The sequence below is a fragment of the Actinokineospora cianjurensis genome, assembly GCF_003663795.1.
GTDB classification, from domain to species: Bacteria; Actinomycetota; Actinomycetes; order Mycobacteriales; family Pseudonocardiaceae; genus Actinokineospora; species Actinokineospora terrae.
This window is the reverse complement of the sequence record NZ_RCDD01000007.1, coordinates 107595-132430: the sequence shown is the minus strand read 5'-3', so window position 1 is coordinate 132430 and position 24836 is coordinate 107595. Positions and strand designations below refer to the sequence as shown.

General features: G+C 70.6%; 14 protein-coding genes and 1 pseudogene. 7 read left to right on the top strand and 8 right to left on the bottom strand.

From position 1 onward, the window contains the following. Positions 1 to 77: 77 nt before the first annotated feature. The 3 genes from CLV68_RS29165 to CLV68_RS29155 all read right to left on the bottom strand — a co-directional run bounded on the left by CLV68_RS29165 (position 78) and on the right by CLV68_RS29155 (position 1465). Entirely contained in the window at positions 78 to 347 is a 270-nt protein-coding gene (locus CLV68_RS29165; protein WP_121394225.1) for a DUF397 domain-containing protein, read from the bottom strand. Positions 348 to 417: 70 nt separating this feature from the next. Then, positions 418 to 594, bottom strand: coding sequence for a DUF397 domain-containing protein (locus tag CLV68_RS29160; RefSeq protein WP_121394224.1), 177 nt, complete (start codon positions 592 to 594; stop codon positions 418 to 420). A gap of 19 nt (positions 595 to 613) precedes the next feature. Beyond that, complete coding sequence (locus CLV68_RS29155) at positions 614 to 1465, bottom strand: helix-turn-helix domain-containing protein (protein ID WP_121394223.1); 852 nt, start codon at positions 1463 to 1465, stop codon at positions 614 to 616. Positions 1466 to 1665: 200 nt separating this feature from the next. On the opposite strand from CLV68_RS29155, the gene CLV68_RS29150 reads away from it, so the two are divergent. From CLV68_RS29150 to CLV68_RS29140, 3 genes are all read left to right on the top strand, one after another. After that, positions 1666 to 1932 (top strand): hypothetical protein, encoded by a 267-nt coding sequence (locus CLV68_RS29150; RefSeq protein WP_246010164.1) that lies wholly within the window; start codon positions 1666 to 1668, stop codon positions 1930 to 1932. Positions 1933 to 2090: 158 nt separating this feature from the next. Continuing rightward, entirely contained in the window at positions 2091 to 2891 is an 801-nt protein-coding gene (locus CLV68_RS29145; protein ID WP_121394222.1) for a helix-turn-helix domain-containing protein, read from the top strand. 73 nt (positions 2892 to 2964) lie between these two features. After that, positions 2965 to 3450 (top strand): GNAT family N-acetyltransferase, encoded by a 486-nt coding sequence (locus CLV68_RS29140; protein ID WP_121394323.1) that lies wholly within the window; start codon positions 2965 to 2967, stop codon positions 3448 to 3450. Positions 3451 to 3525: 75 nt separating this feature from the next. Here CLV68_RS29140 and CLV68_RS29135 read toward each other — a convergent pair whose 3' ends face one another. Continuing rightward, positions 3526 to 5811, bottom strand: coding sequence for a helix-turn-helix domain-containing protein (locus tag CLV68_RS29135; protein WP_147460201.1), 2286 nt, complete (start codon positions 5809 to 5811; stop codon positions 3526 to 3528). Between the two features lie 147 nt (positions 5812 to 5958). On the opposite strand from CLV68_RS29135, the gene CLV68_RS29130 reads away from it, so the two are divergent. From CLV68_RS29130 to CLV68_RS35925, 4 genes and pseudogenes are all read left to right on the top strand, one after another. Further along, a complete protein-coding gene (locus tag CLV68_RS29130; RefSeq protein ID WP_170224650.1) occupies positions 5959 to 7023 on the top strand; it encodes an alpha/beta hydrolase in 1065 nt (354 codons plus the stop codon). Between the two features lie 10 nt (positions 7024 to 7033). Continuing rightward, positions 7034 to 7330, top strand: a complete 297-nt coding sequence (locus CLV68_RS29125; RefSeq protein WP_121394218.1) for a hypothetical protein — start codon at positions 7034 to 7036, stop codon at positions 7328 to 7330. Beyond that, positions 7327 to 8871, top strand: a pseudogene (locus CLV68_RS34840) (HYD1 signature containing ADP-ribosyltransferase family protein); the annotation flags it as partial. The gene CLV68_RS29125 and the pseudogene CLV68_RS34840, both read left to right, overlap by 4 nt. A 37-nt stretch (positions 8872 to 8908) precedes the next feature. Further along, the gene (locus tag CLV68_RS35925; RefSeq protein WP_121394217.1) at positions 8909 to 9199 is read left to right on the top strand and encodes a DUF6881 domain-containing protein; all 291 of its coding nucleotides are present in this window, start codon (positions 8909 to 8911) and stop codon (positions 9197 to 9199) included. A gap of 59 nt (positions 9200 to 9258) precedes the next feature. Here CLV68_RS35925 and CLV68_RS29110 read toward each other — a convergent pair whose 3' ends face one another. From CLV68_RS29110 to CLV68_RS29095, 4 genes are all read right to left on the bottom strand, one after another. Further along, positions 9259 to 11598: a M4 family metallopeptidase gene (locus tag CLV68_RS29110; protein WP_246010163.1), complete on the bottom strand. Its 2340-nt coding sequence runs from the start codon at positions 11596 to 11598 to the stop codon at positions 9259 to 9261. 451 nt (positions 11599 to 12049) lie between these two features. Continuing rightward, positions 12050 to 12796 (bottom strand): GAF and ANTAR domain-containing protein, encoded by a 747-nt coding sequence (locus CLV68_RS29105; RefSeq protein WP_425454888.1) that lies wholly within the window; start codon positions 12794 to 12796, stop codon positions 12050 to 12052. 153 nt (positions 12797 to 12949) lie between these two features. After that, positions 12950 to 13378 carry a DUF6292 family protein gene (locus CLV68_RS29100; RefSeq protein ID WP_211346803.1) on the bottom strand — a complete coding sequence of 143 codons (429 nt, stop codon included), beginning with the start codon at positions 13376 to 13378 and terminating at the stop codon, positions 12950 to 12952. A 150-nt stretch (positions 13379 to 13528) separates the two neighbouring features. Then, positions 13529 to 24829 (bottom strand): toxin glutamine deamidase domain-containing protein, encoded by an 11301-nt coding sequence (locus CLV68_RS29095; RefSeq protein ID WP_121394209.1) that lies wholly within the window; start codon positions 24827 to 24829, stop codon positions 13529 to 13531. Between the last annotated feature and the right edge of the window lie 7 nt (positions 24830 to 24836).

Sequence of the window (24836 nt, the reverse complement as noted above, 5' to 3'; positions counted from 1 at the left end):
TTTCCGTTCCCACTCACCACACGGGCGAGCGGGTGCGGAAGGTTCACCGCGATCCGGAACCGGCGGGAAGACGCGGGTTACCCGAGGGCACCGCGCTTGATGGCGGAGATGAGGGCGCCGAGGTCGACGGTGCGCAAGACGGGCCCGTCCGGGTTCTTGCTGTCACGGATGGCCCCCGGCGCGATCTGCACGCACTGACCACCGTTGCCGCTACTACGGGAGCTCTTACGCCACACCTCGACGCACTCACCGTTGTTGCCACTGCTGAACGAACTCTTACGCCAGACCTCGATGCACTGACCGCCGTTGCCGCCACTGAAGGAACTCTTGCGCCACGGGATGGACATGGGGCCTCCTCCGCCGAGAAACGGGCTGGCCCCCGCCCCGGGAGGGGCGAGGGCCAGTGCCGTCCCGGGGTCAGTGACCCAGGGACCCATTCTTGACGGCGGCGACCAGCGCGTCGATCCGCCCAACGAGGGTCGGACCCGCCGGGTTCTTGCTGTCGCGGACCACTGTGAGCGTGTGCGCCAGCTCTACGCACTGCCCGTTGTTACCGGAACTGCGAGAACTCTTACGCCACCTGATCTGATCCATGATTGACCTCCCTGTTGGACTAGCCGTCGACCAGGCTAGCCAAGAAGGAGCGCGTCTCCTCCGGCGAGAGCGCCAGCTTCGCCACCCGCTGGAACCTGTCGGCGTAGTTCTCCAGATCTGCCGGTCGTTCCAGGTAGACCGCGCCGTCCGCGTGCTCCAGGTACACGAAGTTCGGCGCGTCCTCGTCGGGCAGGGTGAGGAGGGTGAACGGACTCGTGATGCCCGGGTGCGGCCCGACAGCGAAGGGAAGCACCTGCAACGTCAGGTAGGGACGCTGAGACACCTCGATCAGATGGTTGATCTGCTCCCGCATGTCCCCGATCGGCCGCCGCACAACAGCTTCGTTGAGGATCACGTGGAGATCAGGTTGCCTGGTGTCCAAGCGCTGCTGGCGTTCCTGCCGGAAGGCGATCGACTTGGCCAGTTCGGCTTCGTCGATGTGATCAACGAAAGCCGACCGGACCGCGCGGGTGTAGCTGGGAACCTGGAGCAGGCCGTAGACCAGTTCGGACTCGTAGACGGAGATCGCCTTGGCGTCGGCCTCGAAGCCGACGTAGGTCTCGTGCCAGTCGGGCATGGTGTCGCTGTGGCTGACCCACCAGCCACGCTCGTTGCTCTCCTCGGCCTGGCGCATCAGGGTGTCGACCCTGGGGGCGCCGATGTCGTAGAGCTGGCAGAGGAACCGCACGTTCTTGGGCAGGATCGAGTGCCTGCCGTTCTCGATGCGACTGATTGTCGGTCGGCGGACGCCGAGGTACTCCGCGGCGTCGTCCTGGGTCTTGCCCGCGGCCTCGCGCAGTTCGCGGAGCTGCTTGCCGAGCCGCCACCTGCGCACCAGTGAGCCTGGTGTCAGGTCATCCGTTTCGTTCATGGTCGACAGTCTCCCGGTTGCCTGCGTACGTACGCCAGTCACACGATCGAGGTATTTCCTTGGCGCACGTACGTGACGTACGGTTCACTCACCGGTACAACTCTCGCCAACGAGGTGGTGCGCGCCGCTATGGATGGATATTGGACACCATGCAGGGGCAATAGCGAACGGCGGGGTCATCTGCACGATCGGGGGCGACGATGAGGAACCCCGGCGGGCTCGTGTGCGGCCTGTTCGCCAGGTGGGGGTGGCGGCCGGGGCCGGACGCCTGGTCGATCCCGTGCCTCGACCAGGCGGGCCACCGGGCGTCGATCACCGTCGCGATCGCGCGGGGCGGCGTTGTGGTCACCTCATCGGCGCCGGGACCCTGGCTGATTCACCCGTTGCGCGTAGGCAGATTGCGCGCAGCGTTGCGGGACGCCGCTCTTACCGTCGCCGCAATGGACGAACGTCCCCGGGCGGGCTGACCTCCGGCGCGCGGGCGACCCTCCCCGCCCGCGCGCCGGTTCCCCGGTGCCCCCGGCCGTCATGCCCCGACGGCAGGCGCCACCCGACCGGTCCGCACGCCACCTCCCCGTGCGGACCGGTCGGTCCAGCCCGGTCCCCCCGAGAAGAAAGGCACGCGTTGACCTCCCGCATCCCCTCCCTGCGGACCTGGCTGCTCGGCAGGCGCCTGCGGCACCTCATCGACAGCACCGGCATCGCCCACCGCGACATCGCCGAACGCCTGAACTGGCACCGGTCCGACCTGTCCCGCTTCCTCAACGGGCAACGCGGCATCCCCAACCCCGAACTGGGCCTGTTGCTGTTCACGTGCGGCGTGCACACCAGGTCCCAGCGTCAGCACTACCTGTCGCTCAATAGCGACGCGCGCCGCGAGGAGTGGTGGCACGACGGCCACGACTCCCCCTTGTTCACCCAGACCCTGGACGAACTCGAGACCCAGGCGACCCGGATCACCTCGTTCACCCCGGGCACCCTCCCGGCGCCCCTGCAGACCGACGACTACGCCGCCGCCGTGGGAGCCACGCCGCGGCGACATGTGCTCGACACGCTCGCACAGCCGAACTGGCACTTCGTGCTGACGCGGGAGTCCCTGACACCGGCAGCGCTACCGCCGCGGGTGATCCAGGAGCAGGCGCGGCACCTGTTCTGGGAGTCGACGCGGCGCAACGTGGTGATCCAGGTGGTGCCGCACACGGTGCTCAGCCACGACATCCCGTTCCGGGTGATCACCGTCGCCGACCAGGGCAGCCTGGTGCACCTCGACCTCGGCAACTCCGCGCTGTTCCTGGAGAGCCAGGCCACCATCGACCGCTACCTCGCCCTGGCCGCGCGGCTGGTCGACACCTGCGTGTCCGCCGACCGCAGCCGCGTCCTGCTCGCCGCACTCGCCGACCCGGTGGTCACCGGCCAGCCGACCTGACCCGATCTTCCCTGGTCAAGGGGTGTGGACAACTTTCTGCACGCTGTCGGGGGTCGGGTTTACCTTGGGCGCCATGAACGAGATTCGACCGGCACGGGCCGGGGACGGCACGGCCATCGGCGAGGTCCACGCAGCGTCGTGGGGGGCGGTGTACGCACCGCTGTTCCCGGCCGCGTTCGCCGCCGAGGGGATCAGCAGTCGGTTGGGGCGTTGGCACGCGCGGATAGCGGAGGGGGTCGGGGTGCTGTTGGTGGCGTCGCGGGAGGGGCGGGTGCTGGCGTTCTCACACACGGTGCCGTCGGCGGAGCGGGACGGGTACCGGGAGATCCTCAGCTTCTACGGCCATCCGGACGGGTGGGGCACGGGGGTGGCGCGGGACCTGATGGCGGAGACGGTGCGCAGGGTGGACCGGGTGCACCTGTGGACCCTGCGGGACACGGCCCAGTCGCGGCGGTTCTACGCGAAGTGCGGGTTCGTGGAGACGGGCGAGACCCGAACCCGGGACTTCGGGGACGGGAACCCGTTACCCCAGGTCGAGTACGCGCTCGTGACCGGCTGATCCCGGGCGGCGCTCCTCGGGTGAGTCTCATCGGGTGGTGCTCGTCCGGTGGTGCTCATCGGATTCGGGTGGCGCTCAGCGGGTGAGGTGGGAGCGGAGGCGGGCGTGGCGGAACTGGTAGACGGCGCCGGATTGGCGTAGGACGCCTCGGGTGTGGGCGTCGGTGAGGAAGTCGGTGACCGACCAGGGCAGGCGGCCCAGGAGGGGGAGGCAGACACGGGTGAAGACGATCCACTGGCCCCAGGCGGTGAAGGTCAGGACGTAGGAGGCGGCGCCGCTGAGGCCGCCGATGGTGCTGAGGACGAAGGCGTCGTGGCCGCTCCAGCGCAGTTCGCCCAGCACACCGCTGAGCACGACGACCATGAGGAAACCGCTGGCGAAGATGGCCAGCGCGAGGAGGGGGGTCAATACCAGGAAGAGGTGGATCGCGGCGGTGCGGTTCGCGGCGAGGATGGTGAGCGGGCCGGTGGCCGAGGTGAGGTCGTGGGGTGACTCGAGGAAGGCGACGAGTCCCAGGGCCACCGCGACGGCGACGGCGAAGACGAACCCCAGGGCGAGGGCGTTGATCGTGGCCAGCCGGATCGTCTCGGCCGGGGTGGGGAAGCCGCCCGCCATGCCGCGCAGCAGGACGCCGACCGGGCCGTAGCCGAGGCCGACGACGAACCCGCCGACGAAACCCGCGAGCACCCGCGTGGGCACAGTCGGGCGCACCCGCACCCGGTTGCCGAGGCGCAGGCGGACCCGGGACGGTCCGACGGACACGTCGAGGTACACGATCATCAGCCCGTAGATGACGCCGAAGCCGAGTCCGACCACGGGGCCGATCAGCAGGCCGTCGAGCAGCACCGTGACCGGTCCCAGGCCGTTGGCGAGGATGAACGGCGCCGACACGGCGATGTCGCACACGGCGGTGACCAGGGAGGTGGCGATCACCACGGCCAGCACCCTGGTCGAGCGGCTGAGCGCGTCACCGAGCCGCCACCACGCGACCTCGACGGGGCTCATCTCGGCCAGCCCGCCGAGCCAGTGCCGGACCCGCGGCAGCGGCCACCGGCGGTTGTCGCGGTACACCGACGGCACGTACCCGGCGAGCAGGTGCTCCTCGACGACCGCGCGGGTGTCGAGGGCGGGGTCGGTGAGCGCGGCGGGGTCGGCGCGGTAGGTGGTGCGCGCCAGGGCGACCATGAGCGGGGTGCGCAGCGCCTCGGTCAGCGGCGCGGGCATGTCGGCGACCAGCCGGTCCCACGACGGGTCGTGGCGGGTCGCGCGGGGCAGGTAGTCGGCGAGGTCGCCGGGGTCGAGGTCGTCGAGCTCGACCCCGGCCGACCAGTTCAGCACCCGGCCGACGGCGGCGTACTCCTCGGGGCGGCTGGTGAGCAGCATCGGCAGCGAGGTCTCGTCGCACGCGGCCAGCGCGGCGGCCCGCAGCCCGGCCGGGAGCTCGTCGAACCCGTCGAGCACCGGCAGCACCCACCCGGCCTCGACCAGCGCGGCGGCCAGCGTCGGCCCGGTCGGCGCCGGGGCGAGCAGTCCGGGGTCGTCGCGCAGCAGCCGGTCGACCAGCCACTCGCGCAGCGGGGTCGCCGGGTCCCAGCCACCCAGGCTGAAGATCACCGGGACCGGCTCGGTGGCGGCCCGGGTGCGCAGGTAGTCGAGGGTGAACCGGATCGCGAGGACCGACTTGCCCGAGCCCGCCTCGCCGAGCACCACCAAGCGCCGGGAAGGCACCATGCGGTAGATCGTGGCGATATCGGGCAGGGTGCCGGTCAGATCGATGGGCAGCGCCTCCTCCCCCGGTGGGAGCCTGCGGACGTTGTCCCAGCGGTCGGCGAGTTCGGCGGCGACGGGGTGCCAGCGGACCGGGAGCGGGAACGGGTCGTGCACGCCGCGCTGGCCCTCTTCGCGTTCCCACCGCGTGTGGACGATGTGGGCGAGCCTGCGCACGGCGTCGGACAGGCCATCATCGGCCGGTAGACCTGCCTGGACCGGCCAATCCCGCCGGGCGGGTGGTTCTGCCGCGTCCGACCGCGTCCCGAAGTCGAGCGATACCACCGGATCGGGTGACATCTCCGGATCGGGTGCTGCCTCTGGATCAGGTGATGTCTCTGGATCGGGTGCTGCCTCCGGCGTCGCGGGGACCTCGGAGCTCGCGGCCGCCATCAGGGTCCGCCGGTCCTCGGGGCCGAGGTCGAGCGCGTCGGCGACGAGCTTGACGGTGCCGATCCTGGTGTCGCCCGGGTCCGCGCTCTCCAGGCGGCGGACCGTGCGGTCGCTGATCCCGGCGCGACGGGCCAGTTCCTCCTGGGTCAGGCCCGCCGCGCGGCGCAGCGCGCGCACCAGCCTGCCGAACTCCCCCGCCACAGTGCGACACCCCCTGATCGGCCGGGAGTTGACCTTATCGCCAACCGGACTTCCTTGTCCGGTCGCTGACCTGTTCGGCTGACCAGCGGGTTCGCCACGGTGATGGGGCCGGTCCACCGGGATCGGCTTCCTGGGAGGGGAACTCGCATGAACATCAGGACACTGGCCCGATGGGGCATGGCGGTGGCCACCTGCGTCGCGGTGGTACTACCGACACCGGCTCGGGCGGAGGTGGAGCCGCCCCGGTTCGCGAACGGGTTCGGGCTGACGGTGAAGGTCCAGCCCGCGTGGATCGACGAGGCGCACCGCACGTTCACCTTCTCGGTCGCGTCGACCGAGGTGCCGCGGCCGACGCTGTTGCCGACGCAGGTGGCCGGGCAGCACGTGGTCGTGGTGACGCTGCCCGAGGACTACACGGGCTCGGCGAAGCGCTACCCCGTGCTCTACGCGCTGCACGGCAACCCGGACATGCCCAACACCCAGTGGAACGTGGACCGGGCGGAGATCGCCACCGCGGGCAAGCCGCTGATCACGGTGCAGCCCAACGGGGTGCGCAGCTGGTACTCGAACTGGGTGAACCCGGGCGCGGTCGGCAAGCAGAACTGGGAGAGCTTCCACCTCGACCAGTTGATCCCGTTCGTGGACGCGAACCTGCGGACCATCGCGAACCGGGACGGGCGGGCGATCCTGGGGCACTCGATGGGTGGGTTCGGCGCGCTGCACTACGCCGAGCACCGGCCCGAGCTGTTCGGGTACGTCGGCTCGATGTCCGGTGGCCTGGACCTGCGGAACCCGGTGATGCGCGGCGTGGTGGTGACCACGGAGCTGATCGAGGCGTCCGGGGTGCCGACGGTCGGCGCCGACGCGATCTTCGGGGCGCCGGTGTGGCCGTTCGACGGGATCTGGAACGCCGAGAGCCCCGCGCACAACGTCGCCCGGCTGCGGGGCATGGGGGTCGCGCTGTACACGGGCAACGGCGGCAACCTGCTCGACAACCCCGTCCAGGCGATCGCCGAGCAGCAGGCCAGGGAGACCAACCTGGTCGCGGTCGCCAACCTGACCGCCGCGGGTGTCCCGTTCGACTTCCTCGACTACGGCGACGGCAGCACCTGGGCCCCCGGCTGCACCGGCAAGCACGCCTCGGCGCCGTGCGTGCAGCAGGCCATGACCCACTTCGTCGGCCTGGTCCTCGGCCGTCTCCAGCACCCGTGAGGCGGCGGCGATGTCCCAGTTCCAGTACGCGTGCGGGGAATGCGGCTTCCGCACCCCCTGGTCGACCGAGTCCCAGGGCGCCGAGTGGCAAGAGGCCCACTACTCCCAACGCCACCCCGGCATCCCGCCGGGCGGCATAGTCCGCACGCGCGAGCAAGGCCGCTCCGGCAGCGGAGGCGGAGGCGGCTGCCTGGGCCTGGTGGTGGTCCTGTTCCTCCTGCTCCTGGCCGCGAGCACCTGCCGCGGTACAGCTCGCAGCGCACCGGCACAGGCTCCGGTGGCCATCGTGTGGGAGGTCGGGCGATGACCCGGGGAAAGCTGTTCGCGGCGCTCGCGGTGGTGTTGGCGCTCGTCGCCGGGGTGGTGGCCTGGTGGTCAGGCTCTGCTGACGACGTGCCCGCCCGGGATCGGGGGGCGTTCGAGGAAGCCGTGGAGGGGCTCGGCGCGGCTCCCGGGATCCGCTACGAGGACACCTCGATCACAGGGCAGCGGCGGGAAGTCACCACCACCGAGTTCGGAGCCCAGTTCGGCGTCACGGGATACGCGGGGCTGGAGGACAACGACCAGGGGCTGTTGAAGGTCGACGGCAAGCTCTACACGAGGTTCTTGCGCGACGAGGACAAGTTGGGGCGGTGGAAGGCCGGTGATCCCAACGACGAGTACATGTACGGGGACCTGGGTAAGCAGTTCCCCTCCCCCGGCGACCTGGCTGCCAAGCTGCAAGAGGCGGTTGCCCAGGTCCCGAACCTACCGGCGCCCGGCGACGTCAACCTGACGGCGGTCGACGTCCGCGGTGTCCCCGCTCTAACAGCGGAGACAGGGCTCGGCACGATCTATGTGTCGAGAGACAGGCCCTATCGCGTGCTGCGGCTGGAACCGCAAGGCATCCTCACGCCGTCGCGGATGCCGACAGCGCTGCCGGAGTTCGTGCCACCACCGGCGGCCGAGCGGATCGCGGAGGACTCGCGCGGGGTGGACATCATCCCGATCGAGGACGACGACGCGGTCGCGCGGATGTACGAAGCGCTCGCGGAGAACACCAAGCGGCTGGCCGAGGCCGTGGACGCGGGGATCTCGTTCTCGCTCACCACGTCCGCGGCGTTCGACTGCACCGCGGCCGGGTGTTCGGTGACGGCGGCGTTCAAGGGCGAGGTGGGCACCAAGGCCCGTGAACGACTCTCCGGCGGCTCTGTGAGCGCGCGGCTGACCGTCAAGAACGTGACCATCGACGGTAGACCTGCCGGTGGTTGCATGAGCGCGCCAACGACGATCCAACTCAGCGGCGACAGCGCTACCGGCGAACTGTCGTGTGTGGACGTTGACGCGGGTCCCGTGTTCGCGGCCGTTGACGCGGAGTACTCGGCAAGAGCGCAGCAAGAGGCCAACGCGAGCGGTGGCCGTGTCACGCTGAGGTTCTCCTCACGGGGCGAGGCGTGGGTTGACGCTGTCGCGGTCGCGCAGACGACCGTGGACCAGTTGTTGGCGCAGCAGAAGAAGGAGCGGGAGTCCGGGACCTGCTCGACAGGACAACCGTCGCCGCCCCGGCGAACGCTGTACCACTACACCAACGAGAAGGGGATGGAGGGAATCCGGAGCAGCGGCGAGCTGTGGCCGTCGAGGCTGGCCGACAACCCGAAGGACGCGCGCTACGGCGACGGGCAGTACCTTTCGGACATCCAGCCCGGCACCAGGAGCAGCAGCCAGTTGGCGCGCTGCTTCCTGGGGATGCCGTGGCCCAAGACCAAGTACACGCACTACGTGGAGGTGGACGTGACCGGGTTGAAGGTGACCAAGGCCGCGGGGCGTGAGCACGTGTTCGTGGTCCTCAACGACGCCGCGCTCGACGTCAGCGGGCGGATCGCGAGTTGGGGAGGAACTGAGCGCCATGCGGTACCTGAAGACCCGCTGGCACCACGACCACCCGGACGAGCCGGTGCTGGTCTACAGCGAGATCGACGCCGAACGGGCGGAGACGCGCAAGGTCGAGGTCTACCGGGACGGCAGGCACGACTGGGCCGACGAGCGGGAGAGCACCGGGAGCACGTTCCTCGCCGAGACCGCCATGCCCGACGACGAGGAGTTCGCGGAGATCGCGGCAGACCCGGAGTTCAGCCCCGAGTGGATCGAGCAGGCCGAGTTCGAGCGGGCCTGGGCCAGGGCCGGTAGCGGGACCTGACGGACACGGCACCCCGCGATCTCGACCGATCGCGGGGTGCCGTGCCGACTCAGGTTAGATCAGCAGGTGCCCGCGTCCTGCCAGACAGCCCATGAGCCGGGCGCGCCGGGCTCGGCGCCGGTGGAGTACCAGGTGGACTTCCACTTGTGGCCGTTGTGCGAGACCTGGTCGTTGGGGACGTATGCCTGCGACGCGCTCCACGCGTTCACGCCGCCGCAGCCGCCGGGGTTGCCGCCGGTGACGGTCAGGGTGAAGGTCGCGGAGTGGGACACGGAGCCCGAGCCGGTGACGGTCACCGAGTAGGTGCCCGCGGCGACCGACGCGGTGGTCGAGATGGCCAGGGTCGAGGTGCCCCCTGCCGTCACCGAGGACGGGCTGAAGGTAGCGCTGGCGCCCGACGGCAGGCCCGACGCGCTCAGAGTCACCGTCTGGGCAGAGCCCGTGGTGACCGCCGTGCCGACGGTGGTGCTGACGGAGCCGCCCGCGGCAGTGCTACCGCTGGTGGGGTTGAGGGCCAGCGAGAAGTCGTTGGCCGGGGGCTGACCGCCGACGGTCAGGTTGTAGACAGCGGTGTGTGTGGTGGTGCCTGCCGCGCGGACCGTGATCGGGTAGGTCCCGGCAGAGGCGTTGGAACCAACGGCGATGTTCAGCGTTGACGAAGCACCGGTCTGCACCGACGACGGGCTGAACGTGACCGTGACACCGTTGGGCTGACCGGTGGCGGACAGCGCAACCGTCTGCGCGCTACCGGAAGTGGTCGCGGTCGACACCGTGGAGGTGGTGTTGGCGCCTGCCTGCACGGTGCCGGAGGACGGGTTGAGCGAGAGGCTGAACTCGTTCCCGGGCTGGTTGGTGCACGAGGGCTCACCGGACTGCGCGGGCAGGGTCACGGCGTTCCAGGCGGACTTCACGGCGTTGTACTGCTGGCAGGACGGGTCCAGGTTCTTCGCCGCGGTCAGGGTGGCGACGCGGTACCGGGCGTAGGACATGCCCGAGGTCTTGAGCAGCATCGCGTTGTAGAAGATGCGGCCCGCGTTCTGGATGCCGATGCCGGTCAGCGACGTGCTGTTGCAGGTCGGGCTGGTCGGCTTGCCGCCGCCGGGGTTGGTGCCCTCGGCGAGCAGGTAGAACCAGTGGTTCAGCGGACCGGCCGCGGCGTGCACCTCGGTGCTGGGGATGGCGCTGGAGTAGCAGTTCGGGTCGCCGTTGACCTGCGACGGGTTGGCCATGTTGCGGATCGGGCCGTTGCCGACGAGGTTCACCGACTCGCCCACGGTGTAGTCCGGGGTGTCGTACGGGGAGGGCTCGTTGGCGTACGCCTCGGTCAGCGCGCCGAAGATGTCACCGGTGCCCTCGCCGAGCCCGGCCTCGGTCCCGGCGCCGCCCGGGGTGTACTGGTCGATGGCGTGGCCGTGCTCGTGCGCGGTCACGTCGACCGAGGCGATCCACTGGTTGGCCTGGTTGCGGCCGATCTCAATGTGGTCGCCGGTCCAGTACGCGTTGACCTGGTTGAGGCCGACCTGCACCTGCACACCGCGGCCGTTGCCGTCGATGCCGTTGCGGCCCAGCCAGTCCTTGAGCATCCCCCACTGCTTCTGGGTGGAGAACAGCACGTCGACGCAGCCGGTCTCCTTGCTGGTGGCCTGGCCGTTGCCGAAGGAGTTGTTCGCCTTGGTGAACGGCTGCTTGGTCGAGTAGTCGACGCAGCTCAGGCCGGGCCGGGTGCTGTCGACCGTGCTGTTGTTGCTGGTGTCGATGGTCAGCGGGTTCGGGCCGTTCCACTGCGAGGTGCCGGTGCCCGCGCGCACGTCGTCGACCGAGTCGACCACGGCGCCGGTCTGGGCGTCGACGTAGACGTGCAGCCGGGTGGGCACGCCGTCGGCGCGGTGCCCGGCGACGACGGTCTCGTACACGAGGGTGCCGACACCGCCCGCGCGCACCGAGAGCTTGCCCGACTCGACCTTGTCCACGTGCGACACGCGGGCCCTGGCGATGTCGTCGGCCTGGCGCGCGGTCAGCTTGGGCTTGGTCGACACGGCGAGGCCACCGCGGTTGGCGGCGACGGTGTCGAGGGTGTTGCCCGCGGCGTCGGTGGCCACGACGGCGTCACCGCCGACGACCGGCAGCCCCTTGTAGGTGCGGTCGTAGGAGACGTAGAACAGCTCCTTGCGGCCGGGGATCCCGCCTTGGTAGACCGCGCGGCGGACGAACTGCTCGTCGGGGCCCTTGGCGAGGGCGTCGAGACCGGACGCGGCGGCTTGGTCCGCGGCGGCGACGGCGAGCGCGAGCGGGGTCTTGGCGGCGGGGGCCGGTGGGGCGGCGTCCGCGGCGCCGGCCACCGCGTGGACCGCCAGGGTCGCCGCGCCCGCGGCGACGACGAGGGCAAGGGTGCGTTTCACGCCACACTCCTCTAAGGATGCAGGGAATGCCGAAGAACTCGGACCGCCACAACGTATGAGCCACCCCATACAGCGTCAACAAATGTGTCCAAGCCACCCGACTTCCCAGTTGCCAAAAGCATTTCCGAGACCGAAATGCCTGGTCATGACCGATCTCGCCATATCGGGCGGATATCGGGAAACTTGATATGCCGAGAATTCCATCAACGGGACCATCGAATGATTCATTGCGAGCATATGGACGGGATTTTGACCGCCCTTTACCCGGCTCGGCGGCGGGACCCGGTGACCGGTCGGCGACCGTGTGGTGTGGATGATCGCGAGATGGGTATCACTGCGTCGTCCTCGTGCCGCTGGACGTGAGCCCGCTCGTGTTAAGCAGCAGCACGCGGGCTCATGGAAAGAAGCCGTCCGCCGGGTCGCCGCGACCCGGCGGACGGTCCGGTCCCGGCTAGTCGAGCAGGTGGTGGCGATCGACCAGGGTCTTGGCCAGGTCGCGGAGCTTGACGTTGATGTTCTGCGAGGTGCGGCGCAGCGTGTCGAACGCCTGCTGGGCGTCGATGCCGCGGCGCACCATCAGGATGCCCTTGGCCTGGCCGATGACGTCGCGGGTGTCGAGCGCCTCCCGCAACTGCTCGATCCGCAACTGCTCGCGGGTGACGCCCTCGGTGGCGGCCAACGCGAGCGAGGCGTGGGTGGCGAGCAGCATCAGCGCGTCGCGGTCGACGGGGTCGAACTCGTGCGGCTCGCGCGAGTACACGTTGAGGGCGCCGGACAGGCGCGGTGCGAGCGCGTCGGGCAGCAGCGCCACCGACGCCAGCGAGCGGAAGCCGAGCTCGGCGGCGGCGGGGCCGAAGCGGGGCCAGCGGTCGTCGTGGGCCAGGTCGGGGCTGTAGGCGGCGGCCGGGCCGGACTCGCGGGCGCACTCGACGCAGCAGCCCTCACCGAAGCGGTACTGCAGCCTGTCCAGCTCGTCGGCGATGACGTCGGTGGACACCGGGGTGTGGAACCCGCCGTCCGGGCCGCGCAGTGTGACGCTGACCAGGTCGCCCCCGGAGACCACGTCCTTGGCGGTGACCACGACCCGCTCCAGGACGTCGACCACGGAACCCGCGGCCAGCAGGTCGGCGGTCAGTCCGACCATCTGGCTGACCAGGTTCCCCAGGTCGGAGTCACCGTCGTCCGGTTGACTTCCCACGGCAGCACCCTCCACGCACGTCCGATGAACCCCGGCCACGATGGCCGCGATCGGCTCGGCGCTGGCTGCTCAACGCGAGACCTCGCGAGGATCCTAGTCATGGGAGCGCTCCGGGCCGCGTGAAGCTCGGCCCGGAGCGCGGTGTCGTCGCGCCTAGGCGGCCACCACCAGCGCGGGCGCCAGCACCAGCCCGTCGAGCCCGGTCGGCACCCGCAGCGACGGCGGGTCGGTGAACCCGACCTGCCTGCCGACCCGCAGCGCGTTGACGAACCGGGACACCTCGCGCGGGGACGCGTCGACGGTGCCGCCGAGGTAGCGCAGGACGATCAGGTCCTCACCGGAGTAGGTCTCGACGGCCAGGGCCCAGCCCGAGCGCTCGTCCCACAGCAGCGCCACGTCCCGGCCCGGATGGCTCGGCAGGCGCACGTCGAGCGCGAGGTAGGCCGACACCGGCGTGTCGAGGTCGACGGTGACCGATTCCAGGCCGACCCCGACCTCGGTGGCGACCTCGCGCAGGTAGGCGCGCAGGGCGCGGTGGGCCGGGTGCTGGTAACCGAGAGACAGCTCAAGGACCGCGGTCACGGAGGAAACCTTTCTCCACTGCTGAAGCTCCACGTCAGGTGACGCCGAGGTCCTAGTGCCCGGTTTCGGCGCGGCTCAAGCATCGGATCGCGGCGGATCACCCGGGACAGGCGACCCACCTGGGCACTTGTCGTCGTGGTGATAGATAGGTCACGCCTCGTCACCGTTGGCGTAGGCGAAGACGCCTTCGTCCACGGGCAGCGGGCGGCCCCGCGGCGGGAACTCGAGGACCTGGGGCGACTCGGCGTCGGCGCCGATGACCAGGGCGAAGATGCTGCGGCCCAGGACGTAGGCGGCGAGTTCGGCCACGAAACCCGGGTCGGCGGGGCCGTGGGAGACGAGGTGGTACTTGGGGCCGTGCGGGACGAGGGTGTAGGTGGTGCCGCGGATGGTGATGACGTCGCCCGCGGCGGCGAGGGCCCGCATGCGCTCGATGTCGACGGCGCGCAGGTGCAGGGCGAGGGCCTCGGCGTGGGCCTTGGTGGCGGGGGCGGCGGTGTCGACGACGTCGAGGAGCGTGTCGAGCTCGTGGCCCACCTCGTCGACGTGGGTGGCCCAGTCGGGGTTCGGCATGGCGGCGGTGGTGGCGTAGTCGTCGGCGATGCCCGACGGGAGACCGGTGGGCAGTCCGGGGGTGCTCGGCGTGCCGGGGATGAACTGGTTGGCGGCGTCGAGGGGGATGGCGTGGACGCGGCCGACACCGGGCAGGGCGTCGGGGGTCGCGGGCACGATGGTGCCCTTCTGCGGGTCGACCAGGGACACGGTGCCGTGGTGGTTGACCACGTTCCAGGCGTGACCGCGGCCGCCGTTGGCGCCGAAGGCGATGAGCATGGCGTCGGCGCCGTGGCCCGCGCGGGTGACGCGCTCGATGACGTCGCCGAGGGCCTTGGCGCCGGTGCCGACGAACTCCGGCGCGTAGGACGTCCACTCGGCGGCCCTGCTGACCGCGCCGCGCGGGGCCTGGCCTGGGGTGCCGATGCCCGCGACCCGGGGTTCGCCGTGGTAGGTCGAGTGGAACGACACGACCGCGTCGACGCAGTTGATGTCGCGGCCCGGGGTGGTGCGGTCGCCGTTGAGCAGGTCGACGAACAGGGCCGGGTCGGTGAACCGGGACCCGCTGGGCACCACGGCCGTCAACGCCAGGACCTCGTGTGCCGAAGCAGGGGTCAGGGTGTCCTGGACGCTCCTGGTGCCGGGCGGCTCGGGGTGGGTGACCGGGCCGAAGTCGGACTCGAAGTCCTCCCGGGAGCGCTTGGTGCCCCGCGGACCGCCGGAGTCCACCGTGGTCGTGGTCGCGGGCGTGGTCGCGGTGTTCGAGGGCGTGGTGGCGTGGTCGGCGGGGTTCCACAGGCCGGTGACCTCGTCGGTCCCGTTGCCGCGGGACCCGCTGGGGAAGGTCGTCATCTGGAACGACTGCGAGCCCGCTGGCCCGTTGTCGATCTGCGGCGACTCCTCCTGGATCGGGTTCATCGGGGTGCTCCGGCTCGGCCGGAACTGCCCCTGCCTGCCCGACGAACTCGAGGACGAGGAGGACGACGAGGACGACGAGGACGACGAGGACGACCCGAAGGTGGGGAACGGCCCGGGCCGGTTCGGGGTGGTCTGGTTCTGGAGTGACTGGTTCAGGGCGGCCTGGTTGGCCAGCGTCACCGCGGGCGTGCCGCGGCGCAGCGGGGTGGGCACGAAGTTGGGGATGACCGGGTCCGGCTGCACGACGGTGCCCTGGACGTCCGGCGGCGCGGTGCGGGCGGCGACGGCGTCGGCGATGTCCTGCGGGGTGAAGGTGCTGCCCGCGGGCACGACGAAGGTCTGTGGCCGGATGTCGAGCCCGAGCCCGGCGACGAAGTCCACGACCTGGTTCTGGGTGACGCCCGGCTCGACCCGCAGGGTCCGGCCGCGACCGTCGGCGGGCCCCTGGTTGAGCAGGCCGGGCGGCGGCACGGCCGGGGTGCCCTGCGGGTGCAGGATCACCCCGTCGGCCGCCGGGGTGAAGGCCAGCCCGGCGGGCGGGTTCGTGCCCGCGGTGGTGTAAACGTCGGCCAGGGTGATCAGGCCCTCGCGCAGCGCGTCGGCCTCCCATACCCGGACCCGGACGTCGTCGGTGCTGGTGATCTTGACCGTGGACGGGGTGGCCAGCCTGCGGAACCAGCCCTTGATCTTGGGGATGACCTTGTTGGTCTGGCGGGGCGTGGTCTGCACGTAGAACTCGGCGGTCACGTCGAACAGGTAGGACCGGCCGCCCTGGGCCACCACCGTCAGGTCGAAGGCGCCGTTCGACGTCGACTCGGGCTGCGCGATGCCGCTGTCGGTGCCGAGCGTGGGCGTGGTCTGCACGGTCGCGGGTGACGGGGTCACGTTGTCGTTCGGGTGTAGCGCCGTACCGCCACCCAGGCCGGACGCGGTAATGCCACGCGACCACGTAACCGTGCGGGACGACCCGGTGAGCGTGATGTCCTCGGTCTCGCGGCCGTGGTCGACCTTGCCCGGGTTGTTCAACGGGACCAGGTTGAACGTGCCGGGAACGAAACGGCCGGAGACAGACACATCGAGCAGTTCGTCGTGGAAAGTGCGCTTGGCGCCGACGATTCCCTTAGTGGAGTACGAGGAGTTGCTGAACATGGACCAGCCACCGTTGTGCAGACCGGTGCCGGTGGTCAGGGTGTGCAGCGCGTACTCGGAGGTCGTGCCTTTGGCGGTGTAAGGGGACCGGTTGTTGCCCGCGGTGCGGAAGTTGTTGCGGGCCACGGTATTGCCGACCGCGACAGGGGTGTTCGACGTCTGCGCGAAGGCGACCTCGCGGATGGCCTTGGCGGTGTCGGACCCCAGCGACTCCAGGTGCCACATGGAGTCGGGGTTGAGCGTCTGCTGCTGGATGAAGTTCGGGTCGGTCGGCGGCAGGGTCAACGGGTTGTTGTTCAGCACGTCGAACGTGGCCGGGGTGGTCGGCGTGGTCATCGCGGGCGAGGAACCGGGCTTGGGGGCGACCAGGTCGACCGAGCCGTGCGTGGTGACCGGCGCGGTGGCCATGTCGCTGCGGTCGAAGTGGCGGGCCGCGGTGAGCGTCAGCGCGTCGGCGGTCGGGTTCGGGATGCGGACCCGGGAGATCTCCAACGAGTAGGTCACGTCGTGGGTGGAGCGGTCGAGCTGCTCGAAGGTCTCCAGCCGCATCGGCTTGAGGGTCTTGCTGCCCGGCAGCGTCTGCGACTCCGACACCTGCTTGCCGACGCCGAGCAGCGCGCCGAGGTTGCCCGCGGTGGCCCCGGGCAGGACGTTGCCCTGCGGGTCCTTGGGCGCGGCGGTGCGGACGACCAGGTCGTTCTGCAGACCCGCGGCCATGCTGTAGGAACCGGTCTTCTGGGCCGCGTCGGTGGTGGTGATGTAGGAGTAGGTGGTCTGCGAGTTCGGCGTCAGCGCGTTGGCGGGCAGCGCGGGGCGGGCCGGGACACCGGGGGCGAACCGGGTGGGCGCCGAGGTGATCCGCACGTCGACCACGTCGGTGTAGAACGGGTCGTTGTCCGGGATGGAGATCACGCCCGTGTCGGCGAGCACGTCGCGCAGCGAGATCTGCCCGCGCGGGCTGCTGAACAGCTCGGTGATCCGCTCCAGCACGTCGGCCTGCCACTTGCCGGTCACCCCGAGCTGGTCGAGGCGGGTACGGACGTCGCGCAGCGGGTCGGGGCCGTGCAGGCGCGAGTTGAACACGGTGGTGGTGCCGTGCGAGGCGTAGCCGTTGTACGCCGGGTTGGCCGGGTCGGTGATCAGGTGCTGGGTCGTGCCGGTCGCCGCGGGCGGGGCCGGGAGGAGGGCCTGGACCTCGGGCGGGATCGGCAACCCGGACTGGGTCAGCAGCTCGGCCGCGGTGGTGGCGGGCATCTGCACGAGCACGCCGTCCGGCTCGTCCACGGTGACCGAGAGGGACTCCGCCTGCGAGGTCTTGATGGAGTTGCGGATGTTGACGTCGCCGGTGTAGGTGTAGCGGACGTCCATCGTCATCCAGACGGTCGGACCCTTGTAGTTGTAGAGCTGGCGGCCACCGGGGGTGAGCTCGTTGACCTTGCCCTGCCCCCAGCGCTTGTTGCCGCCGAAGACCAACCGGATCCGGGCGCCGAAGCGGTGCATGCGGCGCGGGATGACGTCCATGGCCAGCTCGCCCTCCAGGCCGAACTGGCGGTTCTTGCTGTTGTTGACCACCAGGTCGCCGTCCTGGCGGCGTTGCAGCTGACCGTCCTTGCGCACGTCGACCACCCGCGGCGAGGAGTAGGTCGCGGTCGCCGAGATGGCGCCGTTCATGTCGGTGAGCCTGCCCGGCTCGAACAGCTTGTGCGGACCGGCCTTCTCGCCGTTGAGGCCGAGCACCGCGGCACCGCGCCTGCCGACCTGGGAGACGAACCCGCGCACGGCGTCGGCGGCGGTGGTGCCCGGCTTGGTGAGGTCGGAGAGCTTGTACCGGAACTGGCGCTGCGGGATGCCCGCGCCGCGGTTGGTCTCGGTGATGTTCCTGGTGCCCCAAGACGGCCAGGTGCCGCTCATGAACGGCGAGTTCCTGGTGACCGCGGGCGGCATGTTCGCAGGCGGGTTGACCACCGGCACGGTCTGCACGTTCTTGGCCAGCACGAGGTTGAGGCCCTCGGTGGAGTTGGGGCTGACCCGCACGTGCTCGACGCCGGTGAACTCGCCGAACAGCGCCGTGTCGACCACGACGGTGCCGTTGGGCTGGACCGGCGGGGTGCCGACGTAGAGGCCGGGGGTCATCGGCGACGGGGCCATCGGGCGGTCGGACCAGGCGAACTTGTCGACCGGGGCGGAGACGGTCACCGCGTTGGGGATGGTCTGCTTGGTGACCCCGGGGGTGCCCGCGGGGAGGTTGGCGTTGAGCGTGCGGGCGGTGTCGACATCGGCGGTGGTCGGCTCGGTGAGCCGGTCGGTCGAGGCGGGGCCGAAGGTCATCTTGCCGCCCATGAACACGCGGCGGAACCAGTTGGGCGCGGGGGTGTCGCGGTGCACCACGACGACCTCCAGGGTGCCGTCGAAGCCGCGGTACTCGCCGCCGTACGCGGTGATACGGCCATCGCGGCCGTTGGTGCCCACCGCGGAGGAACGGTTGCGCTCGTAGGTGCCGGAGATGACCACGCGGGGCAGTGCCGTGCTCGCGGTGCCGCTCGCGTTGGGGTTGCCGTTGGCGGGCTTGTCACCGCTGAAGGTGGGCCTGACCTCACCGCCCACGCCGAGCTTGGCGTTGCGGCTGATCTGGTCGGTGCGCCTGCGCTGGGAGGTGACCTGGTCCTGCACGGTGCCCTTGCCCTGACCGGACGGGTAGCTCGCCGCGGGCGGCACGATCTGGGTGTAGATCTCCAGCGTGTGCAGCCTGCCGCCCGCGACCCAGGTGACCTCCTCGCCGCCGTGCATGGAGTTGAACACGGCGGTGACGGTCTTCGGGTCCGAGTCGAACTTCGCCGCCACGGCCGCCTGCCCGGTGGCGTCGAGGCCGTTGCTGATGAAGGTGACCATCTGGTCCTTGCCGGGCACGGCGGTGATGTCGTCGGTGCCGATGGCGTACGGCTGGTTGCCCGGGGCCCTGACCTGGGTGTTGGTCGGGTCGAGGTGCGCGGGCAGGGTCAGGTTCAGCTGACGGGCCAACGGGACCGGCACGGTGACCAGCTCGGTGACCGTGTCGTTGACCTGCTGGCCGTTGGTGGTGACGGTCAGCGGGCGGGTCACCTGGTAGACCAGCTCCGGCTGCGAGGAGTTGCGCTCGACGGCGGACTCGTTGCCGCGGTTGTAGCCGCCGGAGCGCCCGCTGGAGAAGTCGGCGAACAGACCGACGAACCACTGCAGGCCGGGGACCTCCATACCGGCGGCAAGACCGAGGGCCCCGGTCGCGTCGCCGCCCTTGGTGATCGCCGCGGACGGGTTCACGCCCGTGCGCTGCTCGTCGACCTTGGTGGACGGGCCGACCAGGGTGATCTGCGGGGCGCCGTTGGGGGTGACGACGACCTGCGTGCCGCCGATGGTCTCGGTGACGGTGCCGTTGTTGGGCATGTGCCGCACCTGCTGGGACCCGAGCAGGGTGGTGATCTCGGCGCGGTGGTCGGTGGAGCCCAGCGCGGTGGTGACGCCGTCGGTGAACGCGGTGGGGATGCGCACGCCGTCGGAGGTGAGTTGGTCGCGGCCGACCACGGGCAGCGGCTGCGCGGCCGAGGTGGTCGGGACCACGGCCGGGACCCGCATACCGCCGTGCACGGTCGCGGTCGCCGGGCCGACCGGGCCGCCGATGCGGGTGGCGACGATCTCGAAGTCGGTCTCCACCCACGGCCGGTCGCCGGTGCGGACACCCGGCCTGCTGATGTCGTTGGAAGTCATGCCCTGCGACCGCTTGAGGGTGAACCCGGCCGAGGCGATCGGGCGCAGGAACACGCCGCCGTCGACGATCGGGGCCAGCGAGATCAACGGGATGCGCAACGGCAGGTTGCTCGACCCCGCCACCGCCTTCGGGTTGTGCGTGTCGTCGCGCCTGGTCTTGACGATGTCGGGGTGCGAGTTGGGCACCGCGTTGACCGTCGCCGCCTTGCGGGTGTCGCCGGGGCGCTTGGGGACACCGGTGAGCAGGACCCGCGCGGTGGTGCCGTTGGGCAGGTCGACGGTGATCTCGTGGCCGTGGTTGATGATGTCGCCGAGGTAGTTCTGCACGGCGGTCGCCGCGGTCTGGCCCGCCTGGTTGGCGACCGCCGGGTGGTCACCGAACAGGCCGGTGACCGCGGTGGACACACCGGTCGTGTCGCCGAGCTCCTCCATGACGATCCGCTCGGCGAACGGGACGTCGGTGAGCAGGGTCAGGCCCCGCTCGACGTCGCCCTGCTTGGCGGCGGTCTTCACGTCGGCCGCGGCGTCCTTGGCGTTGCGGGCGGTGTTGTTCGCCGAGGTGGCCGCGGCGGCGGCGTTCTGGGCGGCCAGTTGCGCGTTGGTGCGGTTGGTGACGAGCGTGGTGTGCAGGGTGTTGACCGTGTCGGCCTGCTGGTCGGCGGCGAGCTGCGCGGCGTCGGCGAGACCACGCAGGCGGATCGCCTCGGCGCTGTCGGTGGTGAGCTGGGTGCCTAGTGGCGTGCGCTGGCCGGTGAGCCGGGTGATGTCGGCTTCCTGGGCGGTGATCCGCCCCTCCGCCTTGGTGATGTCGGCGTCGCGCTGGGCGAACGCCGGGTTCTGCTGGGCACTGCTCGACGGCTGGGTGCTGCTCGACGGCTGGGTGCTGCCGGATGGCTGGCTGTTGGTGGCTGCCTGGGCAGCTTCCTGGGCGCGGTCGGCGGCCAGGGCGCGCTTGTCCCTGGCGACGTCGAGCTTCGCCTGGTCGACGGTGCGCTGCAGGCCGTTGATCTGGTTGTCGAGCTGCCCGATCCGCTGCTGGAGATCGCGGACGCCCTGTTCGGCGGTGTTGGCGGTGAGGTTGGCGGCGTTCGCGGCGTTGTGCCGGATGATCTCCAGGGCCGCAGCGGCCTGGATCTGGGTGACCAGGCCCGCGGCGTTCGTGACGTGTTGCTCGGCTGTCTGCAGGTGACCGCGGGCGGTGTTGACGTGACCAGTCGTCAGGCCCAGCTCGGTGTTGCTCGCCCCTAGGCGCTGTGTCGCGGTGACGGCGGCGGTAGCGGCAGCCGTCGCGGAGATCTGCGGACCTCGGGCGGCATCGTGAGCGGCGGCTTCCTGTAGGCGCAAGGTGGCGATCTGCGCCTGAGTGGCCTGCCTGGCGTGTGTGGCCTGCTGGAGCTGTAGGCGCAAGGGGGCGTGGTTCTGGACCAACGCGTTGAGCGCGCCGCGCCTGCCGTCACGGGCGATGGTGTCGGCGGCCACGTTCGCGGGCGGCGCGTTGTCGAGCCGGAGCTGCGCGGCGTCGAGGGCGATGCCCGCGGTGTCCTCGGCCTGGTTCGCCTGGTCCACCTGCTGTTGCAGGCCGCTCTCGGTCAGCACCTGGGTGTTGAGGGTCCCGATGGCGTTGTTGATCTGCTGGCGCACCGCGTCGAGCGCCAGGGTCAACGGCGTCGCGACGGCCTGCGTGGCGGCGACGGCGGCCTGCGCCTGGCGGTGCGGTTCGGCGGCGCCGTGGACCTGGGCCTGCGCGGACCTCCCCGCCTGCTCGGCGCGCTGCACGGAGAGCTTCGCGTGGTCGCGGTGCCCCTGCGCGGTGGTGAGCTCCTGGGCGGCGATGGCGTTGATGTTGTTGGGCGGCCGGACCCCGAAGGAGTCGCCGATCGCCTGGGCACCGGTGCTCCCCTGGTTGTCGACCGTGTCACCGTCGACGAAGTTGCCCTCGGGGTCGAGCACGATCGCCCACACCTTGCCCGCGGGCGGCGCGGTGTCCGACCAAGTGGCGGACTGGGCGTCCACATGGGACACCTCGCCGTGCTGGTTGACCACGTTCCACGCGTGCCCGTCGGTGGCGTTGGGGGGCGTGGTGAACACGATGGCATCGGTTCCGTGGCCGCCGCGCTTGACCCGCTTCTCGACCTCGGCGATGGCTGCCTGGCCTTCGCCGAGGAAGGCGGGCGCGTAGCCGGTGCGGTCACTGGCGAACCCGGTATTGGCGCGGTCGGGGCCAGCCTTGGTGGGGTTGCCGCGCCAGGTGGAGTGGAAGGCGACGGCGGCGTTGACGCAGTTGACGGTGCCGTTGACGGAGTTGATGCCCGCCACCCAGGCGCGGAAGTCCTGGAACTTGGCGGTGGTGGGGGTGGGCTTGCTGGTGGGGGCCTCGCGTCGGGGGCGCTTGGCGGACCGCTGGGCCTTGGTGGTGGGGGTGCCCGCGGTGGCGGTTTGGTGCTGCGCGGCGGTGGTGGCGAGGGTGGGGGCGGCGGATTTTGTTGTGGCGGAGGTGGGGGTGGTGGAGCTCGTTGTAGTGGACTTCGTTGTGGTGGCGGGCTTCTTGGTGAGCTTGGCCGTGCTCTTGGGGAGGCTGCTGGGCGTGTTGGTGCTGTTCTGGAGGGCGGGGGTGGCCGTCGGGGTCTTGGTGAGCTTGGCCGCGGTGTTGGGCAGGGCGGGGGTGGGCTTGGCAGTGAGCTTCGCGGGCGGGGTGGTGGTCTGCTCGGAGGTCGTGGTATCGGACTTCCTGGGGACCTTGGGCGCCGGTCGCTTCTTGGTGATCTTGGCGGGCGGCTTGGGGGTCGCGGACCGGGACGTGGTGATGCCCGCCTGAGCGGCCGCGGTGACCGGCTTGGCGGTGGGGGTGGTGGTCGGGGCGGTTGTCTTGGCGGAGGTGGACTGCTGCCCCTGGGTGGTCGACTGCGTGGTGTTGGACTGAGTGGTGCTCGACTGCGAGGTGATGGTCGCGGGGGTGGTGGACGGCGTGGTGGTCTTGGCGCCAGTGGTCGAGGACTGGGTGGTCGACGACTGAGTCGACTGGGATTGCGTCGACTGGGACTGGCTGGTGCTGGACTGGCTCGTGGTGGACTGCGTGGTGTTCGACTGCGTGGTGTTCGACGGGGTGTTGCTGGATTGGGTGGAGTTCGACTGGGCGACGGTCTGCGAGGTCGTCGACTGGGTGGCGGGTGACTGGCTCGTCGACTGGGTGGTCGAGGTGGGCGACTGACCGGTGGTGGTCGACTGAGTCGTGTTCGACTGGGTGGTGCTGGACTGGGTCGACTGGGTGGTGGTCGACTGGGTTCCGCCTGGCTGGTTGGCGGATTGGGTGGTCGACTGGCCGCCGAGGTTCTGGCCCTGGGTCGACTGGGTGGTGGTCGACTGAGTCGACTGGGATTGCGTCGACTGGGACTGGCTGGTGCTGGACTGGCTCGTGGTGGACTGCGTGGTGCCGGTCGAGGTCTGGGTTGTCTGGCCGGTCTGCGACTGGCCGGTGGAGGTCTCGGTCACCGGGGTCTGGGTGACCGGGGTCTGACTCGCCTGGGTCACCGGGGTCTGACCGGGTTGGGTCGCCGGGTTCTGGCCGGTCTGCGTGGCAGGCGTCTGACCGTTCTGGGTCACCGGGTTCTGGCCGGTCTGGGTAGCGGGGTTCTGGCCGTTCTGAGTGACGGGACTCTGGCCAGTCTGCGTAACCGGGGTCTGACCGTTCTGGGTCACCGGGGTCTGGGTCACCGGGGTCTGACCGGTCTGGGTGACAGGCGTCTGGCCCGGCTGCGTCACGGGAGTCTGACCCGGTTGCGTCACCGGAGTCTGACCCGGCTGGGTGACCGGAGTCTGGCCCGGCTGCGTGACAGGGGTCTGACCTGGCTGCGTCACCGGGGTCTGGCCGGGGCGGGGGGTCTGGCTGCCCTGGCTGGATCCGGTGGTCACCGTCTGGCCTGGGGTCTGGGTCGGTGAGGTGACTGGCGGTGCCTGGGTGACCGGGTTCTGGCCGCCCTGGGAGCCGGGCACCTGCCCAGTGACATCCGGGCCGCCCTTGGGGGTCGGGCTGGTGATGGTGGTGGCGGTCGTCGGCGGTGGGGTCGAGCCGCCGGACTGGCCGGGGGGTGTGCCGTCGCCGGTCATGCCCTTGGGGCGGGTCTCGGGGCCGGGGCCGCCCTTGCCGCCGTTGGTGGGGGCGGGTTTGGGCGGGGCGAGGGCGCTGCCGATGGCGCCGCCCGCGATGCCACCCGCGCCGGACACCGCGCCCGAGGTCGACGAGTACGGGTTCATCTCGAACTCGCCCTCGGTGGCGTACTTGTAGAGCGCCTCGGTCAGCGTCTCGTGGAACGCCTCGATGCCGATCTCGGTGATCGTCTCCGGCATGACCTTGTGCCAGTCGAACTTGTCCTTGCCGATCTTGCCGAGCCAGGAGTCCAGACCGGAGGTGGTGATGTGCGCGAGCGCCTTGCCGAAACCGGCCAGCGGCAACGTCAACGCGCCACCGAGGGCACCCACCGCGGCCGCGCTGGCGGTGTACTTCGGGTTCCACTCGGTGCGGGTGCCCATGCCGAACTGGATGAGCTGCGCGACAACGTCGATGACCAACTGGAAGGCGATGCCGACGACCTGCGCCTGGACGACCTTGATCAGCAGCCTGCCCAGCAGCGACTTGAGCAGCCAGCGCACGATCGCCATCCGCGCCGCCAGCCAGGCCATGCTGGCGCCCGCGGTGCCGAAGGCCGCGGCGATGGCCCAGGCGATCTCGGCGATGAGCATGATCAGCGACAGGATCGAGACGAGCTTGACGTACTCGACCTCCAGCGCCAGGTCGCGCAGGAACTTCGCCAGCGCCCGGAACTGCTCGTCGGCGATGGAGATGTAGTTGTTCGAGCCCTCCACGTAGGGGGCCATCCGGTTGGCGAACGCCTGCTCGGCGGCGCCGTCGAAGTTCGACCTGATGGTGACGACCGCGGTGCGCAGTTGCGGGGACAGCTCACCGGAGAGCCGGTAGGCGGCCCGGTCCCACGCGTCGGCGAGGGCGCGCAGCTTGTCCTCGTTGGCGTCCGGCCACTCCTCGCCGGTGAGCACCTGGAACAGCTTGCGGACCTCGTCCGGCACCATCATGGCCATCGGTCGT

Coding starts and splice junctions, on each gene's coding strand:
- CLV68_RS29095 (WP_121394209.1), bottom strand. CDS start 24,829: ATGGCCATGATGGTGCCGGACGAGGTCCGCAAGCTGTTCCAGGTGCTC.
- CLV68_RS29130 (WP_170224650.1), top strand. CDS start 5,959: ATGAACATCAGGACACTGGCCCGATGGGGCATGGCGGTGGCCACCTGC.
- CLV68_RS29155 (WP_121394223.1), bottom strand. CDS start 1,465: ATGAACGAAACGGATGACCTGACACCAGGCTCACTGGTGCGCAGGTGG.
- CLV68_RS29165 (WP_121394225.1), bottom strand. CDS start 347: ATGTCCATCCCGTGGCGCAAGAGTTCCTTCAGTGGCGGCAACGGCGGT.
- CLV68_RS35925 (WP_121394217.1), top strand. CDS start 8,909: ATGCGGTACCTGAAGACCCGCTGGCACCACGACCACCCGGACGAGCCG.
- CLV68_RS29140 (WP_121394323.1), top strand. CDS start 2,965: ATGAACGAGATTCGACCGGCACGGGCCGGGGACGGCACGGCCATCGGC.
- CLV68_RS29160 (WP_121394224.1), bottom strand. CDS start 594: ATGGATCAGATCAGGTGGCGTAAGAGTTCTCGCAGTTCCGGTAACAAC.
- CLV68_RS29150 (WP_246010164.1), top strand. CDS start 1,666: ATGAGGAACCCCGGCGGGCTCGTGTGCGGCCTGTTCGCCAGGTGGGGG.
- CLV68_RS29125 (WP_121394218.1), top strand. CDS start 7,034: ATGTCCCAGTTCCAGTACGCGTGCGGGGAATGCGGCTTCCGCACCCCC.